Here is an 18,606-nt window from a genome sequence, read left to right as displayed (position 1 = left end):
GCGGGGCGTAAAAGAGTCCACGTATTCTAATGGTGGACTCTAGTCCGAGATTTCGTCCTATATACCTATCTTTTTTACCTCTCTATCCCTTGCTGCTAAAGGTTTTCCTTTGTTTTTTATAAATATTCTTAATTAGTACGTTGTTATTACAATGTACTAATGATAAAGTAGGGGTCTGCTTTCATCTTTTACGGGTTTAAATATGTTCTTCGATACTGGCAAAACTGATTTTAGTACTGAGCTTGATACAACGATCACCTTTAGGGTCAATTCTGAGCTAAAGGAGGAGTTTACCAAGCTCTGTAAGGCTAATTATTCTGATGTGTCCAGGGAATTGAATTCATTCATGAGGAAGGCGGTTGCTAAGCAGAGACTGGATGTAGAGAATTACAACAGGAATTTTTAATCTATAAACACAAAGCTTAAAGACTGCAATCTTTAAGCCTTGCTAACCACAACAGAACTAAGTAGGAGTTCGTATTATGGCTATTCAAGATTTTACCAAATATCTAGGTGCTCAGGTCAAGTTTACACATAAACCTTTCAAGGGTTCTGCGTCTCTGGATTATTTAGTTGTTACTGTAGAAGGTGTTATTTCAGAAGTCTTAATTAAGCAAGATTCAGAGAATTGTGAGTTTGTAGTTGATGACCGATTTTATAAATTTAACTCTGTTAATTTTACAAGTGAGCTACTGATTTCAGAGGTAAGTTAGCAACTAGTTCCTCAGTAATTTCTGATACAAAAGCCCATGTATTTTATATACGTGGGCTTTTTCTTTTTCCTCCAGTTACAGCTTTTCGGTAAATGACGATAGAGACCCCTCAATTATCAGCCTGTAGCGCACATAGCATCTTTTCGCTATGGGCAAGCGTTAAGGCATTACAGTGAGTTCTAGACTGTCAATAAACCATTGGTTAGTCTCACCCCTAAAACCATTAGTTAGTTTTCGCATAATGTATATTATGTTAAATAAGCAATCTCAAGTAATCTATTTACGGAACCTTCGATACTATCACGGTATAGATACATTGCTATTTAACTAAACTGTCAGCTATCAGTATAGCCATTAAAAATATCCTCTCTAGGATTGCTCAATAGAATACTGTCTTGCTCCACTTAAACAATCGCCGTATAGAAAGACAGACACTATCCTTAGTATCTGCCTTTCTATACGGCGATGAATATAATCTTTACTACTGTTATATCATTGTAGTCATACTAACCCATCGTTGCCATTTCTTGCTGAGTAAAAAACGATGCACCCTTAGGTATTTCTGGCAGCTGTACAAGGTTGGGAGTCAATCTAACATTGCCACTTATCGCACCTTTTACCAAAGCGCCCTCATGCTTACTTGGTAACGGGTTTGGTGATAGCGCATGTGCATCTTCTGCCTTGTATACCGAGATGAATAGATATCTTGGCAAATCGCTTTGATTCGGTCCTGATGAATGCAGTAATCTGCTATGCATAAAGCATATAGAACCTGGCTTACCGATACAGGGTACAAACTGTTGGCATTTTTCTGATTCTATGTCATCACTCACTTTACCGACAAACTTCCCATTTTCCCAATGGGAAAAAAGATTTTCTTTATGACTACCGGGCACCACCAGCAGCGGTCCGTTTTCCATCGTAACCTCACCAATCATCAGCAATGCGGTGAGCATGTCATCATTGGTGTGCGGCGTAAACGGAAAGTCTTGGTGCCATTTAACGGTAGTCGATGTATTGGGCAACTTGGCATTGATTTTGCTATGGTGAAAGCATGTGCCATTACCGCCTATCAAGTCGCTTGCCATGTCTGACATATTGGATTTAAGTGCCATATTGGCAAAGGACTCAGAGATTTCTGTTGGTGATGTCACACGGCGTAGAGAGGGGTTTTTGGCACTATGATCTTTTGGATCAATATCAAACCTTGCTCTACCATCTAATGTTGAACCCCAAGCTTCGGTATGCACCTTACTCTCATCTATCCAAAAATTTATTTGATTAAGAAGGTCTGTGAGATCAGTAGAATCAATCGCGTTTTCTACTACTAAATAGCCCTTATCGTGATACTGCTGAATTTGTTCGTTGGTTAACATTTGCGCCCCCTTCCCTACATTAATTCATTATTTGATCAATATCTGCTTGAGTTGGAACAGTCAGACCGTAGACACTCAGTAGTTTTTCCAAATCACCAGACTGTTTCATTTGTTCGATACCGTCTGAGATTATTTGATAGGTTTCAGTATCACCTTTTTTCACACCGATCCCGCCGACAATGGGATATAGCTCTTGTGTTGAGGTGATTTTGACGCGGTCACCAAGCTTCATTTCCGCAGCTTTCATGACGGCGGCATCATCATACTGAATATCTACCGCTCTAGACAGTAATGCTTGAGAGGTTTGTGGTGAGGTTTCGTATTCACGAATTTCGATAGCGCCTTGGTTTTGTTCCACGCATTTGGCAGATATTTTCCCCAATTGATTGACAAATTCTGTGCCTTTCATCGCGCCAACTTTTTGACCACATAAGTCATCTGCGCCTTGTGGCGCCATGTCTGAATCGCCACGCACCAGTAGCGAGATGTCCGTTTTGTAATAAGGAATCATATCAATCTGCGCTAAGCGATCTTTAGTAATGTACATTGACGAATACAGCACATCAAACTTATCCCCTTTTAGTCCGGGAATGAGGTTTGCCCATCTGGTGTCTTCCCATTTGGGTGTGATATCACCATTAAGCTCTGCTAATTTGGCCATAATCTCCACATCTACCCCGCCTGGATTGCCTTGTTCATCCAGATACTCATAGGGCGGAAAGGTCATATCAGAGCCTATGGTCAGTACTCGCTTGTCAGTACCAGCACTGGCACTCTCAGTAGTAGCAGCGCTGTTTTCTTGCGTAGTGGCAGGTGCTTCACTCGAACAGGCGTTTAATACCAAGCCTGCAGCGGCAGAAAGTAACATCAGTTTTAATGGCTTCATCGTAGTCATTCCTAGTGGGTTAATGAATTTAAACAACCGTACTCAAGGTGTCGATAACCTCTTTATCGCTTAACTCATTTATACTAAAGACGACCTATTAAAAGCAATTTTGAAAAACCTACCCACTACTACTGCAAATCCTATTTAAAAAAATCGCTTTGCTTTCAATGCACTCTGTATAGTAATAATTTTACATACAGAGGTGATTTATGAGTGAATTTAAGAATAACAATCTTAAAAGCGAAGCACAGGCACGTATTGACCTTGCGGCTTGTTTTCGTTGGTTTGCACGCCTGAACATGCACGAGGCAGTCGCCAACCATTTCAGTGCGTCGGTATCTGAAGATGGCAGTCAATTTCTGATAAATCCAAAATGGCAACACTTTTCTACCATTAAAGCCAGTGATTTAATTTTGTTAGATACCAATAATCCTAATGACGAGTTATTAGCAAAAATTGACCCCACCGCGTGGGCCATACACAGCCAAATCCATCTTTTGCGACCAGATATCAAATGCGTGCTGCATTTACATCCGATTTATACCACCACCATCTCGACGCTAAAAGATCCGATCATCAAACCAATTGATCAAAACACGGCGCGCTATTTTAACCGTGTGAGCTACGATGATTGCTATCAAGGTATGGCTGATAGCAACGCGGAAGGCAAACGACTCGCCAGCTTATTAGGCGAGCATAGTCGTCTGATGATGGGCAATCATGGGGTGCTGATCGGCTCGCACAGCATCGGTGTGGCATTTGATGACATGTACACCATTGAGCGTGCCTGCCAAGTGCTCACAACTGCCTACGCGACCAATCAGCCATTGCGCCTCATCCCCGATGACGTCGCAGAAAAGACGGCTCAGGACTGGGAGTCTATTGAGGACTTTAGCGAAGCACATTTAGAAGAGGTTAAACGGCTACTGCTGATACAAGAGCCTGATTTTATGGAATAATTTTTAATCTATTTTTAGTAAAACTCTATTTGTCCAGCCCATCCATACTTGCCTGATATAAAAGATACAATGCTAAAGAAAAAGCCCTTATATACGATGATATAAGGGCTTTTTTAGCGACTCTGATTAATATAAAAACTGATCTATGAAAATCAGTCATTACTTTTAATTGATATTTTGTACAAACTGATTAAAGCGCTCGTTGGTACTGTTTCTAAGCGCCTCAGGTGATCCTTGCTCAACAATATGACCGCCTTCCATAAAGATAACACGGTCGGAAATATCAAAAGCAAAGCTCATCTCATGCGTGACAATAATCATGGTCAAGCCTTCTTTGGCAAGTTGTTCCATTACTTTTAGTACTTCACTCACCAGCTCAGGATCTAGCGCTGAGGTCGGCTCATCGAACAAGATAATCGACGGTTCCATCGCCAGTGCACGGGCAATCGCTACCCGCTGCTGCTGACCACCTGAGAGCTGATGCGGGTATTTTTTTGCATGGGCCTTCATGCCGACTTTATCGAGCATTGCAATGGCAGTCAGCTGATTGATGCCTTTGTCATACACCTTGTGGTACTGCGGTGCCAGCATGATATTTTCTAACACGGTCTTATGCGGGAACAAGTTAAAATTCTGAAACACCATACCAATATTTATAATTTGCTCTCTAAAGGGCTTGGATTTATCGGTTAGAACGGTATCCTTTAGAAATGGATTACCCATCAAATTAACCGTGCCTTTATTAAGCGCTTCCAAGCTATTTAACGTACGAATAAAGGTGGTTTTCCCTGAGCCTGATGGGCCAATAATCGACACCACCTCGCCCCATTTTACGTTAAGATCAATACCTTTTAGTACATGGTGCTCGCCATAGGATTTATGGATATTAATGGCTTCCAGCGCATAATCGCCTTTTCGCTCTTGGTTTATTTCTTTGTAATTGTTCAATGATTTATTGCTACTGATATTACCAACTAACTCGCCTTCTTTCAAAATACCAGGCTTCTTTTGCGTGATATCGATAAACTTCTCAAAGCGCTGAATCAAGAAGCCAAAAACAGTGACAATCAGGATGTAGTAAAATGCGACCGCCAGCATGGTTTCAAGCACTAAGAAGTTCTGTGCATACAAACGCTGTCCGACCAATAGAATCTCAGTCAAAGAAATAACTGATACCAGTGAGGTGAGTTTAACGATAACCACAAACTCATTGCTCAAGGTTGGCAGCGCTATTCTTAACGCTTGCGGCACCACAATGAGTCGTTGAATACCCATTGGTTTGATGCCTAAGGCCTTGCCTGCCTCTATCTGAGCTTGATGAACTGAGTTCAGGCCGCCGCGATGAATCTCAGCGATGTAGGCAGTCTCACATAAGGTTAAAGCAATCAGACCAGACATAAACGATGAAGACAGGATCACGCTGGTCTGTGGAAACACCTGCGGCATACTGTAGATAAAAATCAGAAGCACCAACAAAGGAATACTGCGAAACAGCCATATATAGGCGCGGCTTAGTAACGAGACAGGTTTGAGTTTAGATTTTTTACCCAGTGCCATCACAAAGCCAAGGACGATGCCCAAAACCCATACTAATACGCTAAGCTCAATCACGGTCAAGGTGGCTTGCCAAAAGTTTGTGTCTTTTAGCAAGCTAAAAGTATATGCCCAATCAAATTGCATGATCTGTCCTCTAAAATTCGTTAAGGAGTGAAGCTATAATAATGTCGCAACCAGCTTGTCTAGAAAGTGACTGCAAGCGTTTAATTGGCTAATAGCAATGTATTCATTGGGTTTGTGAGCAACCTCGATAGAGCCTGGGCCACAAACCAAAATGGGCGAGTCAAAATGTTGCTGGAACAAGCCTGCCTCTGTACCAAAAGAGAGTTTGGTGATATTGGACTGTGGCAATAACGCCTGAATGCTTTTCAACTCTGGCTGGCCGTGGTTGGTCATTAGCCCAGGATATTGATTGATGTCTTGCATCTCATAACGATAGCCTGAGTCTTTTTCCGCAAAATGCTCTAAAATCTGTGCTTGGATCGTGGCAATACTGTCTTCTGCGACATTGCGAATTTCATAATCTAATTGACACAGATTGGGTACGACATTTAACGCGGTGCCGCCGTGAATCTTGCCCACATGAATGGTCGAGTACGGAATGTCATACCCCGTATCCTGATGACCTTCTTTGGCAATCACTTGCTGACTGTCAATCAAGCTTTGTACAAAGGCACTTGCCGCGTGGATGGCATTGGCGTAGTTTGGCGCTAGCGCAGAATGCCCCTCTGTACCGTGAAAGCTCACTTGAAACACAGCCTTGCCTTTATGGCTGGTGGCCACATCCATCAAGGTCGGCTCACCGATAATCACGACTCTAGGCGGCACAATTATGCTGCTCAGTTGCGTTAGGATATGCCTGACGCCCACACAACCAATCTCTTCGTCATAGGACAGGCACAGCTGTAGCGGATAAGTTAAGGGCATGTCCGCCGCTCTTTTCATCATGACCAAGGCGCAGGCAATAAACCCTTTCATGTCTGCCGTGCCGCGACCATACACATTGTCATTTTTGAATACTGCTGTGAAGGGGTTGGTGTCCCAGTCTTGCCCCTCAACAGGCACCACATCGGTATGGCCCGATAACAACACGCCAGCGCTGTCTTTAGGGCCTGTGCTGATAAATAGATTGGCTTTGTTTTGTGCGTCGTTGTAGTCGATGGTAATGTCGATATTGTCGTGGTCTAAATAGTGTTTGACGTAGTCGATCAGCGGTAAATTACTCTTGTAAGAGGTGGTATCAAAAGCAATGAGTTGTTCTAATACGGTTAGGCATTCTGAGTGATGTTGCATGCGCCTTCCTTATTCTTTTTGGTTTTTGATATGTGCTTCGGAGAAATACGAGACACTCATGCCAGGTATGTATTGGTTGGAGATAAAGGCTTGGCAGCGACTTGAAAATGCCTGTTGCACATTGGTCAGGGTGGCATTTTTGGGCGTGGCAATGCCGATTTTCATGGGGCGCATATCGCCAGATATTCTGACCATCACCAATTTTTTACCATCGTTAGATAAGTTGCTCTTTGGGCGAACATTTAAGATGGTGTAGCCAATGTTATTCCCCACCATCGAGCGGATCACATCGACATATTTACAGGTGTCGATAATGTTGGGCTTGAGGTTGTTCTTGCGAAACAAAGACAGGAAGTAATCATTACTGTAGGGCATATCCAGCAGGATCATTGGATATTCAGCCAGCTCTTCTAATGTCACAGCCTTATGTTTGGCCAGCGGGTGCGTCTCGGACAATAAGACGTACGGCGGTAAGTCAGCCAGCGGCGTAAAGTTGATGACGTTTTCATCAATATGTAAGTCATACAGTAAAGCCAGATCTAAAGTGTTTTTTGTGAGCTCTTGCGTTAAATTGTGATGATCGTCAATCACCGCTTCTACATCTACCTGCTTATACAAATTTGCAAAGCCATGTATGATTTCAGCATAAACAAAAGGCGCAAAGGCTGAAAAGCAACCGACTTTGATCTTGCCGCGCATAATGCCTGTGAAGTCAGCCGACATTGAATACAGATCAGAGGATTGTGCCAAGATAACTTTACAGGCATCTTTTACCTGCTCGCCAATTTCGGTCAAAAGCAAGCCTTTAGCATGCTGGCGAATGAACAGTTGGACATGAAGCTCTTCTTCCATATGTGCAATCGCGGCTGATATGGACGGCGAGGATATATGTATTTTTTCAGATGCAATGATGATGCTGCCGCTTTCTGCGGTAGTGACAAAATATTCCATCTGACGTAACGTAATTCGACTTAACACGATAGATCCCTTTTATTAAATAGCAGTTTATAAGTCTCCAGGCACGCCATAGCTCGGTGAAATAGTGGGATTCAAGGCTCGCACAATATAGTCATCTAATTGCGGCTCATAGATGTCCCATAATTTCTGTAAGTCCTCTATGGGCGTGTCTGACCAATCCACTCGTAGATCAACAATCGGCCATGTGGCTTTGTCTACTACCAGCAACCCTGCCGAATGCACCTCCCCTTCTTCACCGCCTGCGTGATAACCCGATACTAAGCTTTCAAGCAATCTGCTGGCAAGAGAGCCTTCGCTTTGCTCAAAAGTCATGAGCATCTTTTCAGGCACAGCCGTGCTAGACAGCATATTACCAGCACAAGCAGCACGCTTACCTTGCGCGGTCGCGAACGTCCCTAAGGTATGCTCACCACTAAACACAAAAGGCACATCGGTCGCGCTGAGTGCCATCAGCTGCCGATACTGAATAAACTCAGTACTTTTAATCAGCTCATGACCAGCATCAATCGGAGTTAGATTGTATTGCATCATTTCAATCAGTATTTGCGACAAGTTAGGGTCAGTGATATTTTGACTGGCGACCACACCAACGCCTGCCTTGGCACGAATACATCTAGAGGCCACGGCGGGTGATGAGGAGCTGATCGCTGCACCGAGCTGCCCTGTTTTTTCACATCGCGCAATAATAGAAAATGTCATTATATATCCTTAGTATAATTATGGTTTTAAATTACAGCGGTCGCGTCGATCTCAACCAGCCATTCAGGACGTGCCAGCGCAGAAACGACAATGCCTGTCGATACAGGATGCACACCCTTTAGCCAGCGTCCAACCACCCGATAGACGTCCTCGCGGTATCTAGGATCGATGATATAAATGGTGATTTTGCAGATGTCCGCAAGCTCGCCACCGGCCTCTTTGAGTAGCATGCTGATATTGTGCATGGCTTGCTCGGTTTGGCCTTTGACATCACCCACACACACGCTTTTACTGGTGTCTAAGTCTTGGCCGATTTGTCCGCGTAAAAATACAATACTGCCTTTTGCGACGACGGCTTGGCACAGATCATTGTCGATATTTTGCTCAGGATAAGTATCTTGGGTGTTAAAGGTGCGAATGCGTGTATGTTTCATGGACGACCTCATGTCAGTCTTCAAGCGTGAATAAATAAGATGAGTAGCTAAGCGTCAACAGGGGTATAGCATGTTGTATCGCCTTACAACCAGTATGTCGCAAATCAACATCAAGGCAAATTAAGATTTCCTTTCCAGTGATTAGGCTCAGCCATATCAGAGTGATTCGGTTTTTTTGAGGTAGCTATTCAGGACATACGATTGTCATTCTACATACAGAAAAATTAAGATAATGGCAGTGAATGTGATCTATAAAAATTCAGATCTTCATAGCGCGGTTATTCAAAATATTCATTTTTATGTAGAGAGAATGGTCCTATGTCAATTAATAACAAGAAAGTAGACACCTTGGTTGTTGGTTCAGGTCAAGCTGGTATCGCTATGAGTGAACATTTAAGCAATTTAGGTATTGAGCATTTAGTCTTAGAAAAGAACAGAATTGCTGAAGCATGGAGAACACGTAGATGGGATTCATTGGTCGCCAACGGACCCTGCTGGCATGACAAATTCCCTAATATGGACTTCCCCCATGATCCAGACAGCTTTGTGCCGCACGGCGAAGTCGCTGAATATTTTGAAAACTATGCCAAGATGATTGACGCACCGATTGAGACGGGCGTCGAAGTACAAAACGTTTTAAAAAATAAGCATAAGAAGGGTTTTACTATCGAAACCAGTCAAGGCACTGTTGTCGCCGACAATATTGTTGTTGCAACGGGTCCATTCCAACAACCCATCATTCCAAAAATTGCGCCTCAAAACAAAAATCTATATCAAATACATTCTGACCAATACAAAAACCCCAATCAGTTACCTGAGGGTGCTGTATTGGTTGTTGGGGCTGGTTCTTCAGGGGTACAAATTGCCTCAGAGCTCAATAGTGCGGGTAAAAAGGTATACTTATCCGTTGGCCCGCATGAGCGTCCACCGCGCAAATACAGAGACAGAGACAATGTGTGGTGGCTGGGTGTTTTGGGCACATGGCATGAAACCACGCCGCCGCAACGACCCATTAAGGGGTTTGCAGTAAGCGGTATGAATGGTGGTCAAAGTGTTGATTTTAGAAAAATGGGCCATGAAGGCATCCAGCTGGTCGGCATGACCAAGGCATTTACCGACAAGACCGTCTCGTTTAATGATGATCTGGTGGATAACATTGTCAGTGCAGAACAAAGCTATTTGGACAATCTTGAAGAAATGGACAGATACATTGAAAGCAATGGTTTAGAGTTGCCTGAGGAGCCCGAAGCAAAGATCCTCATGGACATGCCTGACGCTATGAAAAATCCCATTCATGAGCTGGATTTTGACAAAGACAACATCACTAGCATTATTTGGGCATCAGGTTTTGGGTACAACTACAATTGGCTGCCGTTTGATATCTTTCAAGAAAACGGCGCGCCGATACACAACAAAGGCGTCACCAGTGAGCCGGGGCTTTATTTTGTTGGGTTGCCTTACTTGTCGGGCAAAGGTTCTAGCTTTATTTGGGGCGTGTGGCATGATGCCAAGCGTATTGCTGAGTATATAGAGATCCAAAGACACTACCAGCATTATCAATCCTCTAAAAAAACCGAATAATAGTTTTAGAAGAGAGGTCTATGGTATTACGTTCTTTAGACCTCACTACCAACTTTTATCCTTTCTACCAAAAAATCCACCGCCGCCTTTACCTTGGGTACCAAATATCGCTGTTTTTGATATAGTAAATAGACGGTCGTGTCATTATTCTGAGTGATTGTCAGTTTATGCTTAAAAAACAGAAATGGTGGTCTTGGCTGTATATGGATGCCGCTCTTCACAGCTGTTGTCGAAGAGCTTTTTGAATTAACTCGCTCAGTCGGGCTCGCTGCTTGCCGACCTCATCAAAGTTATCTGGCGCTAGCCATTGTGAAAATGCCCGATACAAAGCCGGCCATTCGGCATCGATAACGGAGAACCACAGCGCTCTTTTACCTAAATAAGCAAACGCCTTATTTGTGCAGAAATAATAAACTGACTGGCATATTCATTCCAGCATAGAAAAAGCGACTAACAGTAGCTTCCTAACCGTTTCATGATCTACACCACGAGCGAGCTGCGATGAGGCATTACTTAGCTGAGCATCGATATAAGTCGCGGCAAATTCAGATGACATGTCTGCAGAAAACTCACCTTTGGCCTTTGCATGCTCTACCCACTGCTTGTAAGCTGCTAGTGCTTGATCTTGAATCAAATCAATTTGTGCTCGTGTTGCTTCACCTAAATGCATCTGCGCTTCACATATTTTTATCAACAAACATCCCTTTGGCGCACCTTCACTATCATCTACTGAAGTGGCAAATGATACTAGATTACCAAGCGTCTCTCGAAACGGAGCATCACCGCTTAACATGTGTTGAACAGGGCTTAGCACCTCTTGGTGATACTTAAGAATGACAGCTTTCATCAGCCCATCTTCGTTTGAAAACTCACGATAAAGACCTGGCTTCGAGATATCACATCTCCTACAGATTTCATTAAGAGATAAATTACCTACGCCCTCCTTCCAATAGGAATTCATTGCTACTTCTAGAACATGATCACGATCTAGGGTCTTTGGTCGCCCCCTTGGAGACTTAATTGAATCTAAACTCATTTTAATACCACCTAGTATTTTAATTTGACACGCTATTCTTTTACGCTTATTATACCGACTGGTATTTAATTAGCAAATCGAATAGGAAAGAAAAATGAGCAATACAAAGAAAAGCATAGTTATTACAGGTAGCAGCAGTGGCTTTGGCCAAAAGTCAGTAAAAGATTTTGCAGATAAAGGCTATCAAGTATTCGCCACCATGCGTGGCCCAGAAGGGAAAAACGCTATCGTTAAAACAGAACTAGAAGGGTATAGCGATTCCATCCATGTTGTTGATATGGATGTCACCAATGACGATTCTGTCGAAACCGCCATTGCAAGCATACTAGATAAAGCAGGAAAAATTGATGTTTTGCTAAACAATGCTGGCGTAATGTACCTTGGCATTACTGAAGCCTTTAGCATTGATCAAGCTCGCGAGCAGATGGAAACCAACTACTATGGCGCTATGCGTACTATTCTGGCAGTTTTGCCTACTATGCGTGAAGCTAAGTCCGGCCTGATCATCAATACCTCATCCATGGTTGGTCAAATTTCAGCACCATACTTCTCAACTTATGCCGCGACAAAACATGCTTTGGAAGGCTACCTTCAAGGTTTGCGCTACGAAGTAGCATCATTTGGCATCGATGTTGCCATTGTACAACCAGGCCCCTTCCCAACAGGTTTAAGCGCATCAGGACAACAACCATCACGTACAGACATACTGGACAGCTATGGCGAATTGGCAAATATCCCTGCCGTTATGTTCGAAGAGTTCGGTAAATTTATGCAGAGCGATCAAGCACCTGATCCACAAATGGTCGTAGAAGCTTATTTGACCCTAGCAGACATGCCTGCTGGTAAACGCCCAACACGCACACCTGTTGGCTTAGTTTGGGGTGTTGATGAGATTAACGCGGCGAAACAACCTGTTCAAGATCGTGTTTTAACAGAAATGCAACTAGACAAAATTCTAGGCGGCGCTGACGCATAACTTTACATAACAGGGGCAAACTATTTCTTGTACCTGTTATAGTCATAACACCCTATTCTTTAAGAACCAGATCATCTTAGCGCTTACCCTTCCGGGTTAGACAAGCAAAATATTTAGCATATATAAATCAATTATCATATTTTTATTTAAGCTACTCATTCACACCTGCTACTTTTCTTTTATCCTTTCTACCAAAAAATCCACCGCCGCCTTTACCTTGGGTACCAAATATCGCTGTTTTTGATATAGTAAATAAATCGCCATGTCCGCATGCTGAGTGACTGCCAGCTCATGCTCAAACGTCAGCTCTTGTAGCGCACCGGACTCAAGGTAGGATGCCAACGCCCAGCGCGTAGACATTAAAATACCGTCGCCCGCACAGGCTCTTTGTGCCAACCACGGCCCGTTGTTTGAGATCGCAACTACGGACCCTGAGACATCATGCCATTGCTCATCCACATAACATAACCAAGGGGTTCGCCCTGATGGCGCTTTAAAATAAAGTCCCCGATGTTCCTTTAACGTCGTGACATGGTCAGGTACGCCATATTTTTCCAAATAGCTGAGGGACGCCACTGGAATAAATTCATTATCCATGAGCCTTATTGCAAGCACCCGCTCGTTCGGTGCGTAGCCACCGCGAATCGCAATATCGACATCATCACGCCCCAGTGTTGACAGCTCATCACTCAAACTGACATCGAGTACAATCTGAGGATATAATGCGCTAAACTCCTCTAACAACGGCAGCAATATCTTCTCACCAAACCCCACCATCGAGCTGATACGCAGACGCCCCATTGGCGTTGTTTGGTAACTGCGTACCGTTTCTTTACTTTGCTCAAGTTGATTCAATATCTGCTGTACATCGTTGTAGTAGACCTGCCCTACCTCTGTCAGTTTGACAATTCGGGTTGACCGTTTGAGTAATGTCGCGCCCAAACTTTTTTCTAAATCAGACACTCGTCTTGATAGTGAAGATGGTGGCACATCAAACACTTTTGCTGCTTTGGTAAAGCTGCCTGTCTCGACCACTTTACTAAAATATCGTATCGCGCGTAGCTGATCCAAAATCTATCTCCATTCAATAAACCGTCAATTTTTTACATATCTGTATCAATTACTCAGTAATTTGACCTTATTATTGTCTTAAAGGCAATAGTGATTCGCGTTTTGCCCTATATATCACCCCATGAAAAACAGTAATAATGGGTGTGGCTTGAACATGACAATTAAAAACAATACTCACATCCGTAATGGAATAATAATTTATGATTACTTTGCATGGCTTTCCCACAAGTAACTATTACAACATCGTCAAACATGCGCTGTTATACAAAGAAATACCCTTTCAAGAACATCTTATATTTACTGACAACGACAAGTTGTTGGCCGTTAGTCCTGTGGGTAAAGTCCCCGCTATCACAACGGCTGAAGGCGTGACACTATCAGAGTCGAGTGTCATTTGTGATTTTATCGAAGAGGCCTACCCTGATACACCGTTATATCCTGAGTCAGTGACCGAGCGTGCAATCGTGCGTCAAATCATGAAAATAGCAGAGCTGTATTTTGAATTACCGAGCCGCCGTCTCATCCCTTATGTGTTTTCAGGTACACAAGCTCCTGATATTCTCAAACAAGAAGTACGTCAAGTGCTCGCCCGCGGGATTCCTGCCTTAAACCAGTTATGCCAGTTTTCACCTTGGATTGCGGGTCAAGAGCTTACGATGGCTGACATCTATATACACTATGTAAACGTCGTCGTCATTGGTTGCGCCTCAACCCAACTTGACTGGGACGTGCTAGCAAAGATACCCGGTATGAAAGAATGGAACAAGACCATGAGTCAATCTGACATTGCCCAAAAAATAGAGGCCGATCGCGTCGCCAATATGCCTGAGTTTATGACACACATAAAAGCTCAGATACAAGCAGCTCAGCCTAAAATAACACCCATACGATAACAATAATGAGTGATGCCGCGCATCATTCATAGGAGAAAACATGATGACCGATAAAAATAAACAACTGGTATCCACCATCAGTGATGACAACAAACTAACCCTATCTTTAAAAGACATCGAGATGCCGCAGCCTGGTGCTGACGAAGTGGTCGTACGCATGGAAGCCATGCCATTAAACCCGTCTGACTTTGGGGTGATGTTCAGCGCCGCTGATATGTCAACCGCTGTACAGTCAGGCACTGATGATAGCCCTGTGATTACCGCTGATGTGCCTGAGAAAGTCATGCCAGCGCTCAAAACGCGGGTAAACAAAGACACCCCTGTTGGCAATGAAGGCGCTGGTACCGTCGTTGCAGCAGGCTCATCAGAAGCGGCGCAAGCACTCATGGGTAAAATGGTCGCTGTGATTGGCGGCGGTACATATCGTCAGTACCACTGCGTAAATGTCAAAAGCTGCATAGAGATGAAGGATGGCACGACTGCTACCGAGGCTGCCTCGTCTTTTGTTAATCCACTCACCTCACTGGCAATGGTAGAAACCATGCGCGCTGAAGGTCACAAAGCTATTATCCATGCGGCAGCGGCATCTAGCCTCGGGCAAATGCTCAACCGTATTTGTATGGCAGATGGCATTGATCTGATCAATATCGTGCGTAAAGAATCACAAGAAAAGCTACTGCGTGATATGGGTGCAAAATACGTGGTCAATTCAAGCAGTGAGACGTTTACCAAGGACTTAACCGCTGCAATCATCGAGACGGGCGCAACGATTTCATTCGACCCTATTGGTGGCGGCAAGCTGTCCAGCGATATTCTAAACTGTATGGAAGCGGCCATCACTCATGACGTGGAAGAATACAGCGTCTATGGCTCAAATACCTTTAAGCAAGCTTATATCTATGGCGCGCTCGATCGTGGCCCAATTACCTTAAACCGTAACTTTGGTTTTGCGTGGGGTGTGAATGGCTTCTTGTTATTCAATGCGCTTGGCAAGCTAGGTAGTGAAACGGTTCAGTCCATGCGTAAGCGCGTGGCAGAAGAAATCACTACTACCTTTGCGAGCAGCTATACGCATGAAGTCACGCTAGAAGAAGCGCTACAATTAAAATCTATCGCTGCTTATGGCAAGCAAGCGACTGGTGAGAAGTACTTGATTAAACCTCAAGGCTAATCATTGTTTAAAGGATAATTTAGAAATAAAAAAAGCAGATATCGAGATGTCTGCTTTTTTATTTCTGCTTATCATGGATATTAACTAATACTTCAAAATAGTCTTCAATAGGTAGTCGCAATATTTCATAGATCAACACCAGTCAATTTTACATAGAAGAATACAAAGTTGGGTTAAGATGTACTGGTGATGAATACTGAAAATAAAAATTCTTTATGGTGCGAAATCAATTGTCTGGCAAAACCCTATTTAAAATAGACATAAATAGCTTTTCACCACTGGCAGTGATATCCTTCACACTTTTTGGAGAACTGTTTTCCAAGTAACCTAATTTGTGCATATCCTTTAAAAATTCCTTACTCTTAGCAGAGAACAGGATACTTAGGAAAATTTCCATTGGACGCAATTTATCGATATCATCCTCTTTCAACTTTCTTTTCACAAGACTAGTTAAATGGTGATTAACTCCTGTGTTAAGATCAGCCCACTCTTCATTAGAAATAAAATTAAGTTCACTTTGAAACGTCTTTAGCTCAAGCTCTTTTTCTTCAAGTTTTGACTTTAAAATTTGTTTTTCCGAATCATCTAATTTTGACTTTTCAAATAAGGTTTCAATAATTTTTCCCAGTTCTTGTTCTGAATCTGAAACTTGCTTTTCTGTGGCTGCTTTTTCTCTTGCTATCTCTTCAGAGACATCCGCACCATTAGATGTATAGTATCTGTCTACGCTTTCTTTTAAATCTTGAGATTTTTGCTCTATATTCTTTAATTGTTCGCCGAAACCAGATTGTATGGTCCCAAGCACAACCGACGTATCTTGAGTGAACTTATGCATATTGTCATAAAACTTGTTACTTGAATCAGAACTTTTGAAATAAAAAGCGACAGAAAGTCCAACAGCGAACAAAGCTAGCAATAGGGCTACTATATCTGTAGCTGAAAGTGTACCAAGGTTTATATTGAAGTCTGAATTAATAACTCGATATCCGACTACACAGACTACACAGACTACTGCGACTTCTCTTATTATTCTTATAATTTCATTTAGTTTCATCTTCTATAAATCCCTTTCACTCTTTTAAGGCATATACTCATATGCCCAGAATCTTATTCAACGCCGACTTGGTTTACGTGATACACCAAATCAGCATATACTAAATGACTTTTTAACCCTACTGAACAGCTATATTACAAATAGTCAATTATAACTGATATAAGTCTATTTTTATTAGCTCTTCCACATTAAACCATCAAAAATCGCTGTCCCCCAAATTTACACAGAATCCTACCATCACCCTGATAAACCAATTCTATGCACGTAAGCGAGCATGATTTTTATAAAAATATCTCTCAATCTATTGAAATATAAGGCGTGCGGGCGATATTTAATAAAATTATCTGACTGTAAAAGCGCTCATTAGTCGCTTTAACCCATTTATTTTTCTTAATACCTCTCCTAGTTAGCACGTTTTTAACTTAATATGGCTCTTTATGCTAAAATAATCCCCAAGTGAACCTTGGGGATGATTAATAGTCATAATCTTTTATTTAAAAGGATTATAAGAATGGTATAACAAATACCAGTGTCCATATTGGTGTCCAGCAGTCAGTGTCCAATACTGTCTTATGACATAACTGTTGCCTACGGTCACTCGCCCCTTTATAAAAATTACGGATACCCTTTATGGCTGTCGATAATGCAAATGATATTAATAAACTTGAATACCGAGATAAGGACTATTCGGTCAGCGTCTCAGGCGTCGCGGGTCTGAGTATCCGCGTCTATCCAAATGGCAAAAAAGAATACTACCTACGCTACGCCCATCCCCACATCACAGGCAAGCGGCCCAGAATGATGCTGGGTAAGGTCGAGGACATCAATCTATACGAGGTTAAGTATAAAGCGGAAACCATACTTAACATGGTCGCAAACGGCTCTGATCCCAAAGCCATACAGCAAAAAGAGCAAGTCAATAAGTACGCTCATCTAAAAAACGCCACTTTCGCTGAAATTGCACAAGCATGGCGAAATCACAAAACATCAAATCGCCAGCATAGCAAATCTAAAAAGCCTGCGTTTAGTGAATCGACGCTCAAGTTTTGGGATTTGTGTCTGGGTTATATGTGTCATGAGATTGGTGAGTTGAGAATGAACGATATCACTAGCGAGATAATACTCAGTGTGTGTGAGGCCATTCAAAACAATGATAATCAAGCCACCTTCGTGGGTGCAAGCACACGGCTGTATACCGAAAAAGTGTTTTCTTTTGCCGTCGCGCGCGGATTGTGCGATAGAAATGTGGCGATTGACACGCGTGGCGAGCTGGCACCAGCTGGCTCAGGTCATCACTTGCCAGCCATTACCAAGGCTGATCAGTTTGCAACGCTCTTACAGGATATGGCCAATTTTAAAGGGGCAAGCAAGATCACACTTGCGGCCATGAACCTACTACCTTATGTGTTTGTCCGTAGTATCGATTTGCGCTCGATGCGCTGGCAGGATATCGATTGGGACAACAATGTATGGGCATTCTCCCCTACTAAAGGTGAAGGTCGTGATGATATGGTCTCACATTTGGTGGTGCCATTGGCTACCCAAGTCATCGCACGTTTACGACACATTCACTCTGTCAGCGGTCATAACGATTATGTCTTTGCGTCGACGCGCGCTTCAAATAATGCTTATATTAGTAAGGCCGCGCTCGTACAGGTATTCCATCGCATGGGCTACAAAGACGTGCAATGCGCGCATGGGTTTCGAGCATCGGCCAAAACCTTACTCATGGAGCAGCCTGAGCTGAGGTATTCGGATATCGTCACAGAACTGCAGCTCGGTCATCGCATTAAAGACACACATGGCGGCGCTTATAATAGACTTGATGAGATTGATACGAGGATAGAGATGATGCAGGACTGGGCAGACTATATAGATAAGCTGCGAGACGGTTCTAAATAGATTTAAAAAAAGTCAGTCCAAAAAAAA

General features: G+C 42.9%; 17 protein-coding genes and 2 pseudogenes. 7 read left to right on the top strand and 12 right to left on the bottom strand.

The window, feature by feature from the left end:
- Positions 1–482: 482 nt before the first annotated feature.
- Positions 483–713 (top strand): hypothetical protein, encoded by a 231-nt coding sequence (locus CZ794_RS11105; RefSeq protein WP_087041635.1) that lies wholly within the window; start codon positions 483–485, stop codon positions 711–713.
- A gap of 506 nt (positions 714–1,219) precedes the next feature.
- Here CZ794_RS11105 and CZ794_RS11100 read toward each other — a convergent pair.
- Together CZ794_RS11100 and CZ794_RS11095 are read right to left on the bottom strand one after the other, a co-directional pair.
- On the bottom strand, positions 1,220–2,089 hold the full coding sequence (locus CZ794_RS11100) for a phytanoyl-CoA dioxygenase family protein (protein WP_087041634.1): 870 nt from the start codon (positions 2,087–2,089) through the stop codon (positions 1,220–1,222).
- Positions 2,090–2,108: 19 nt separating this feature from the next.
- Positions 2,109–2,975 carry a transporter substrate-binding domain-containing protein gene (locus tag CZ794_RS11095; protein WP_227681463.1) on the bottom strand — a complete coding sequence of 289 codons (867 nt, stop codon included), beginning with the start codon at positions 2,973–2,975 and terminating at the stop codon, positions 2,109–2,111.
- Between the two features lie 209 nt (positions 2,976–3,184).
- Between CZ794_RS11095 and CZ794_RS11090 the strand changes: the two genes are divergently transcribed.
- On the top strand, positions 3,185–3,934 hold the full coding sequence (locus CZ794_RS11090) for a class II aldolase/adducin family protein (protein WP_087041633.1): 750 nt from the start codon (positions 3,185–3,187) through the stop codon (positions 3,932–3,934).
- 165 nt (positions 3,935–4,099) lie between these two features.
- On the opposite strand, the gene CZ794_RS14315 is transcribed toward CZ794_RS11090, so the two are convergent.
- From CZ794_RS14315 to CZ794_RS11065, 6 genes and pseudogenes are all read right to left on the bottom strand, one after another.
- Positions 4,100–4,834 carry an amino acid ABC transporter ATP-binding protein gene (locus CZ794_RS14315; RefSeq protein WP_256958956.1) on the bottom strand — a complete coding sequence of 245 codons (735 nt, stop codon included), beginning with the start codon at positions 4,832–4,834 and terminating at the stop codon, positions 4,100–4,102.
- Positions 4,835–4,969: 135 nt separating this feature from the next.
- Positions 4,970–5,614: pseudogene (locus CZ794_RS14310) on the bottom strand (amino acid ABC transporter permease); the annotation flags it as partial.
- A gap of 33 nt (positions 5,615–5,647) precedes the next feature.
- On the bottom strand, positions 5,648–6,784 hold the full coding sequence (argE, locus tag CZ794_RS11080) for an acetylornithine deacetylase (protein ID WP_087041631.1): 1,137 nt from the start codon (positions 6,782–6,784) through the stop codon (positions 5,648–5,650).
- A gap of 9 nt (positions 6,785–6,793) precedes the next feature.
- A complete protein-coding gene (locus CZ794_RS11075; protein ID WP_087041630.1) occupies positions 6,794–7,762 on the bottom strand; it encodes a LysR family transcriptional regulator in 969 nt (322 codons plus the stop codon).
- A gap of 27 nt (positions 7,763–7,789) precedes the next feature.
- The gene (locus CZ794_RS11070) at positions 7,790–8,461 is read right to left on the bottom strand and encodes a DUF1028 domain-containing protein (RefSeq protein ID WP_087041629.1); all 672 of its coding nucleotides are present in this window, start codon (positions 8,459–8,461) and stop codon (positions 7,790–7,792) included.
- A gap of 26 nt (positions 8,462–8,487) precedes the next feature.
- On the bottom strand, positions 8,488–8,895 hold the full coding sequence (locus CZ794_RS11065; RefSeq protein WP_087041628.1) for a RidA family protein: 408 nt from the start codon (positions 8,893–8,895) through the stop codon (positions 8,488–8,490).
- A gap of 318 nt (positions 8,896–9,213) precedes the next feature.
- Between CZ794_RS11065 and CZ794_RS11060 the strand changes: the two genes are divergently transcribed.
- Complete coding sequence (locus CZ794_RS11060; protein ID WP_087041627.1) at positions 9,214–10,476, top strand: NAD(P)/FAD-dependent oxidoreductase; 1,263 nt, start codon at positions 9,214–9,216, stop codon at positions 10,474–10,476.
- 427 nt (positions 10,477–10,903) lie between these two features.
- On the opposite strand, the gene CZ794_RS11045 is transcribed toward CZ794_RS11060, so the two are convergent.
- Complete coding sequence (locus tag CZ794_RS11045) at positions 10,904–11,323, bottom strand: hypothetical protein (RefSeq protein WP_256958947.1); 420 nt, start codon at positions 11,321–11,323, stop codon at positions 10,904–10,906.
- Positions 11,324–11,437 (bottom strand): annotated as a pseudogene (locus tag CZ794_RS14305) (helix-turn-helix domain-containing protein); the annotation flags it as partial. It lies immediately after the preceding gene.
- A gap of 169 nt (positions 11,438–11,606) precedes the next feature.
- Here CZ794_RS14305 and CZ794_RS11040 point away from each other — a divergent pair.
- Positions 11,607–12,488 carry an SDR family oxidoreductase gene (locus CZ794_RS11040; protein ID WP_087041624.1) on the top strand — a complete coding sequence of 294 codons (882 nt, stop codon included), beginning with the start codon at positions 11,607–11,609 and terminating at the stop codon, positions 12,486–12,488.
- A 168-nt stretch (positions 12,489–12,656) separates the two neighbouring features.
- On the opposite strand, the gene CZ794_RS11035 is transcribed toward CZ794_RS11040, so the two are convergent.
- Positions 12,657–13,559, bottom strand: a complete 903-nt coding sequence (locus tag CZ794_RS11035) for a LysR family transcriptional regulator (protein WP_087041623.1) — start codon at positions 13,557–13,559, stop codon at positions 12,657–12,659.
- A gap of 200 nt (positions 13,560–13,759) precedes the next feature.
- Here CZ794_RS11035 and CZ794_RS11030 point away from each other — a divergent pair, with 200 nt between their 5' ends.
- On the top strand, positions 13,760–14,452 hold the full coding sequence (locus CZ794_RS11030) for a glutathione S-transferase family protein (RefSeq protein ID WP_087041622.1): 693 nt from the start codon (positions 13,760–13,762) through the stop codon (positions 14,450–14,452).
- 40 nt (positions 14,453–14,492) lie between these two features.
- On the top strand, positions 14,493–15,623 hold the full coding sequence (locus CZ794_RS11025; protein WP_256958946.1) for a zinc-binding dehydrogenase: 1,131 nt from the start codon (positions 14,493–14,495) through the stop codon (positions 15,621–15,623).
- 226 nt (positions 15,624–15,849) lie between these two features.
- On the opposite strand, the gene CZ794_RS11020 is transcribed toward CZ794_RS11025, so the two are convergent.
- Entirely contained in the window at positions 15,850–16,677 is an 828-nt protein-coding gene (locus CZ794_RS11020) for a hypothetical protein (RefSeq protein ID WP_087041621.1), read from the bottom strand.
- A 630-nt stretch (positions 16,678–17,307) separates the two neighbouring features.
- Between CZ794_RS11020 and CZ794_RS11015 the strand changes: the two genes are divergently transcribed.
- Entirely contained in the window at positions 17,308–18,579 is a 1,272-nt protein-coding gene (locus tag CZ794_RS11015) for an integrase arm-type DNA-binding domain-containing protein (RefSeq protein ID WP_087041620.1), read from the top strand.
- The last annotated feature ends 27 nt before the right edge of the window (positions 18,580–18,606 follow it).

The organism is Psychrobacter sp. JB385, assembly GCF_900163785.1.
Lineage (GTDB): Bacteria > Pseudomonadota > Gammaproteobacteria > Pseudomonadales > Moraxellaceae > Psychrobacter.
This window is presented reverse-complemented; position numbering and strand designations above follow the sequence as displayed.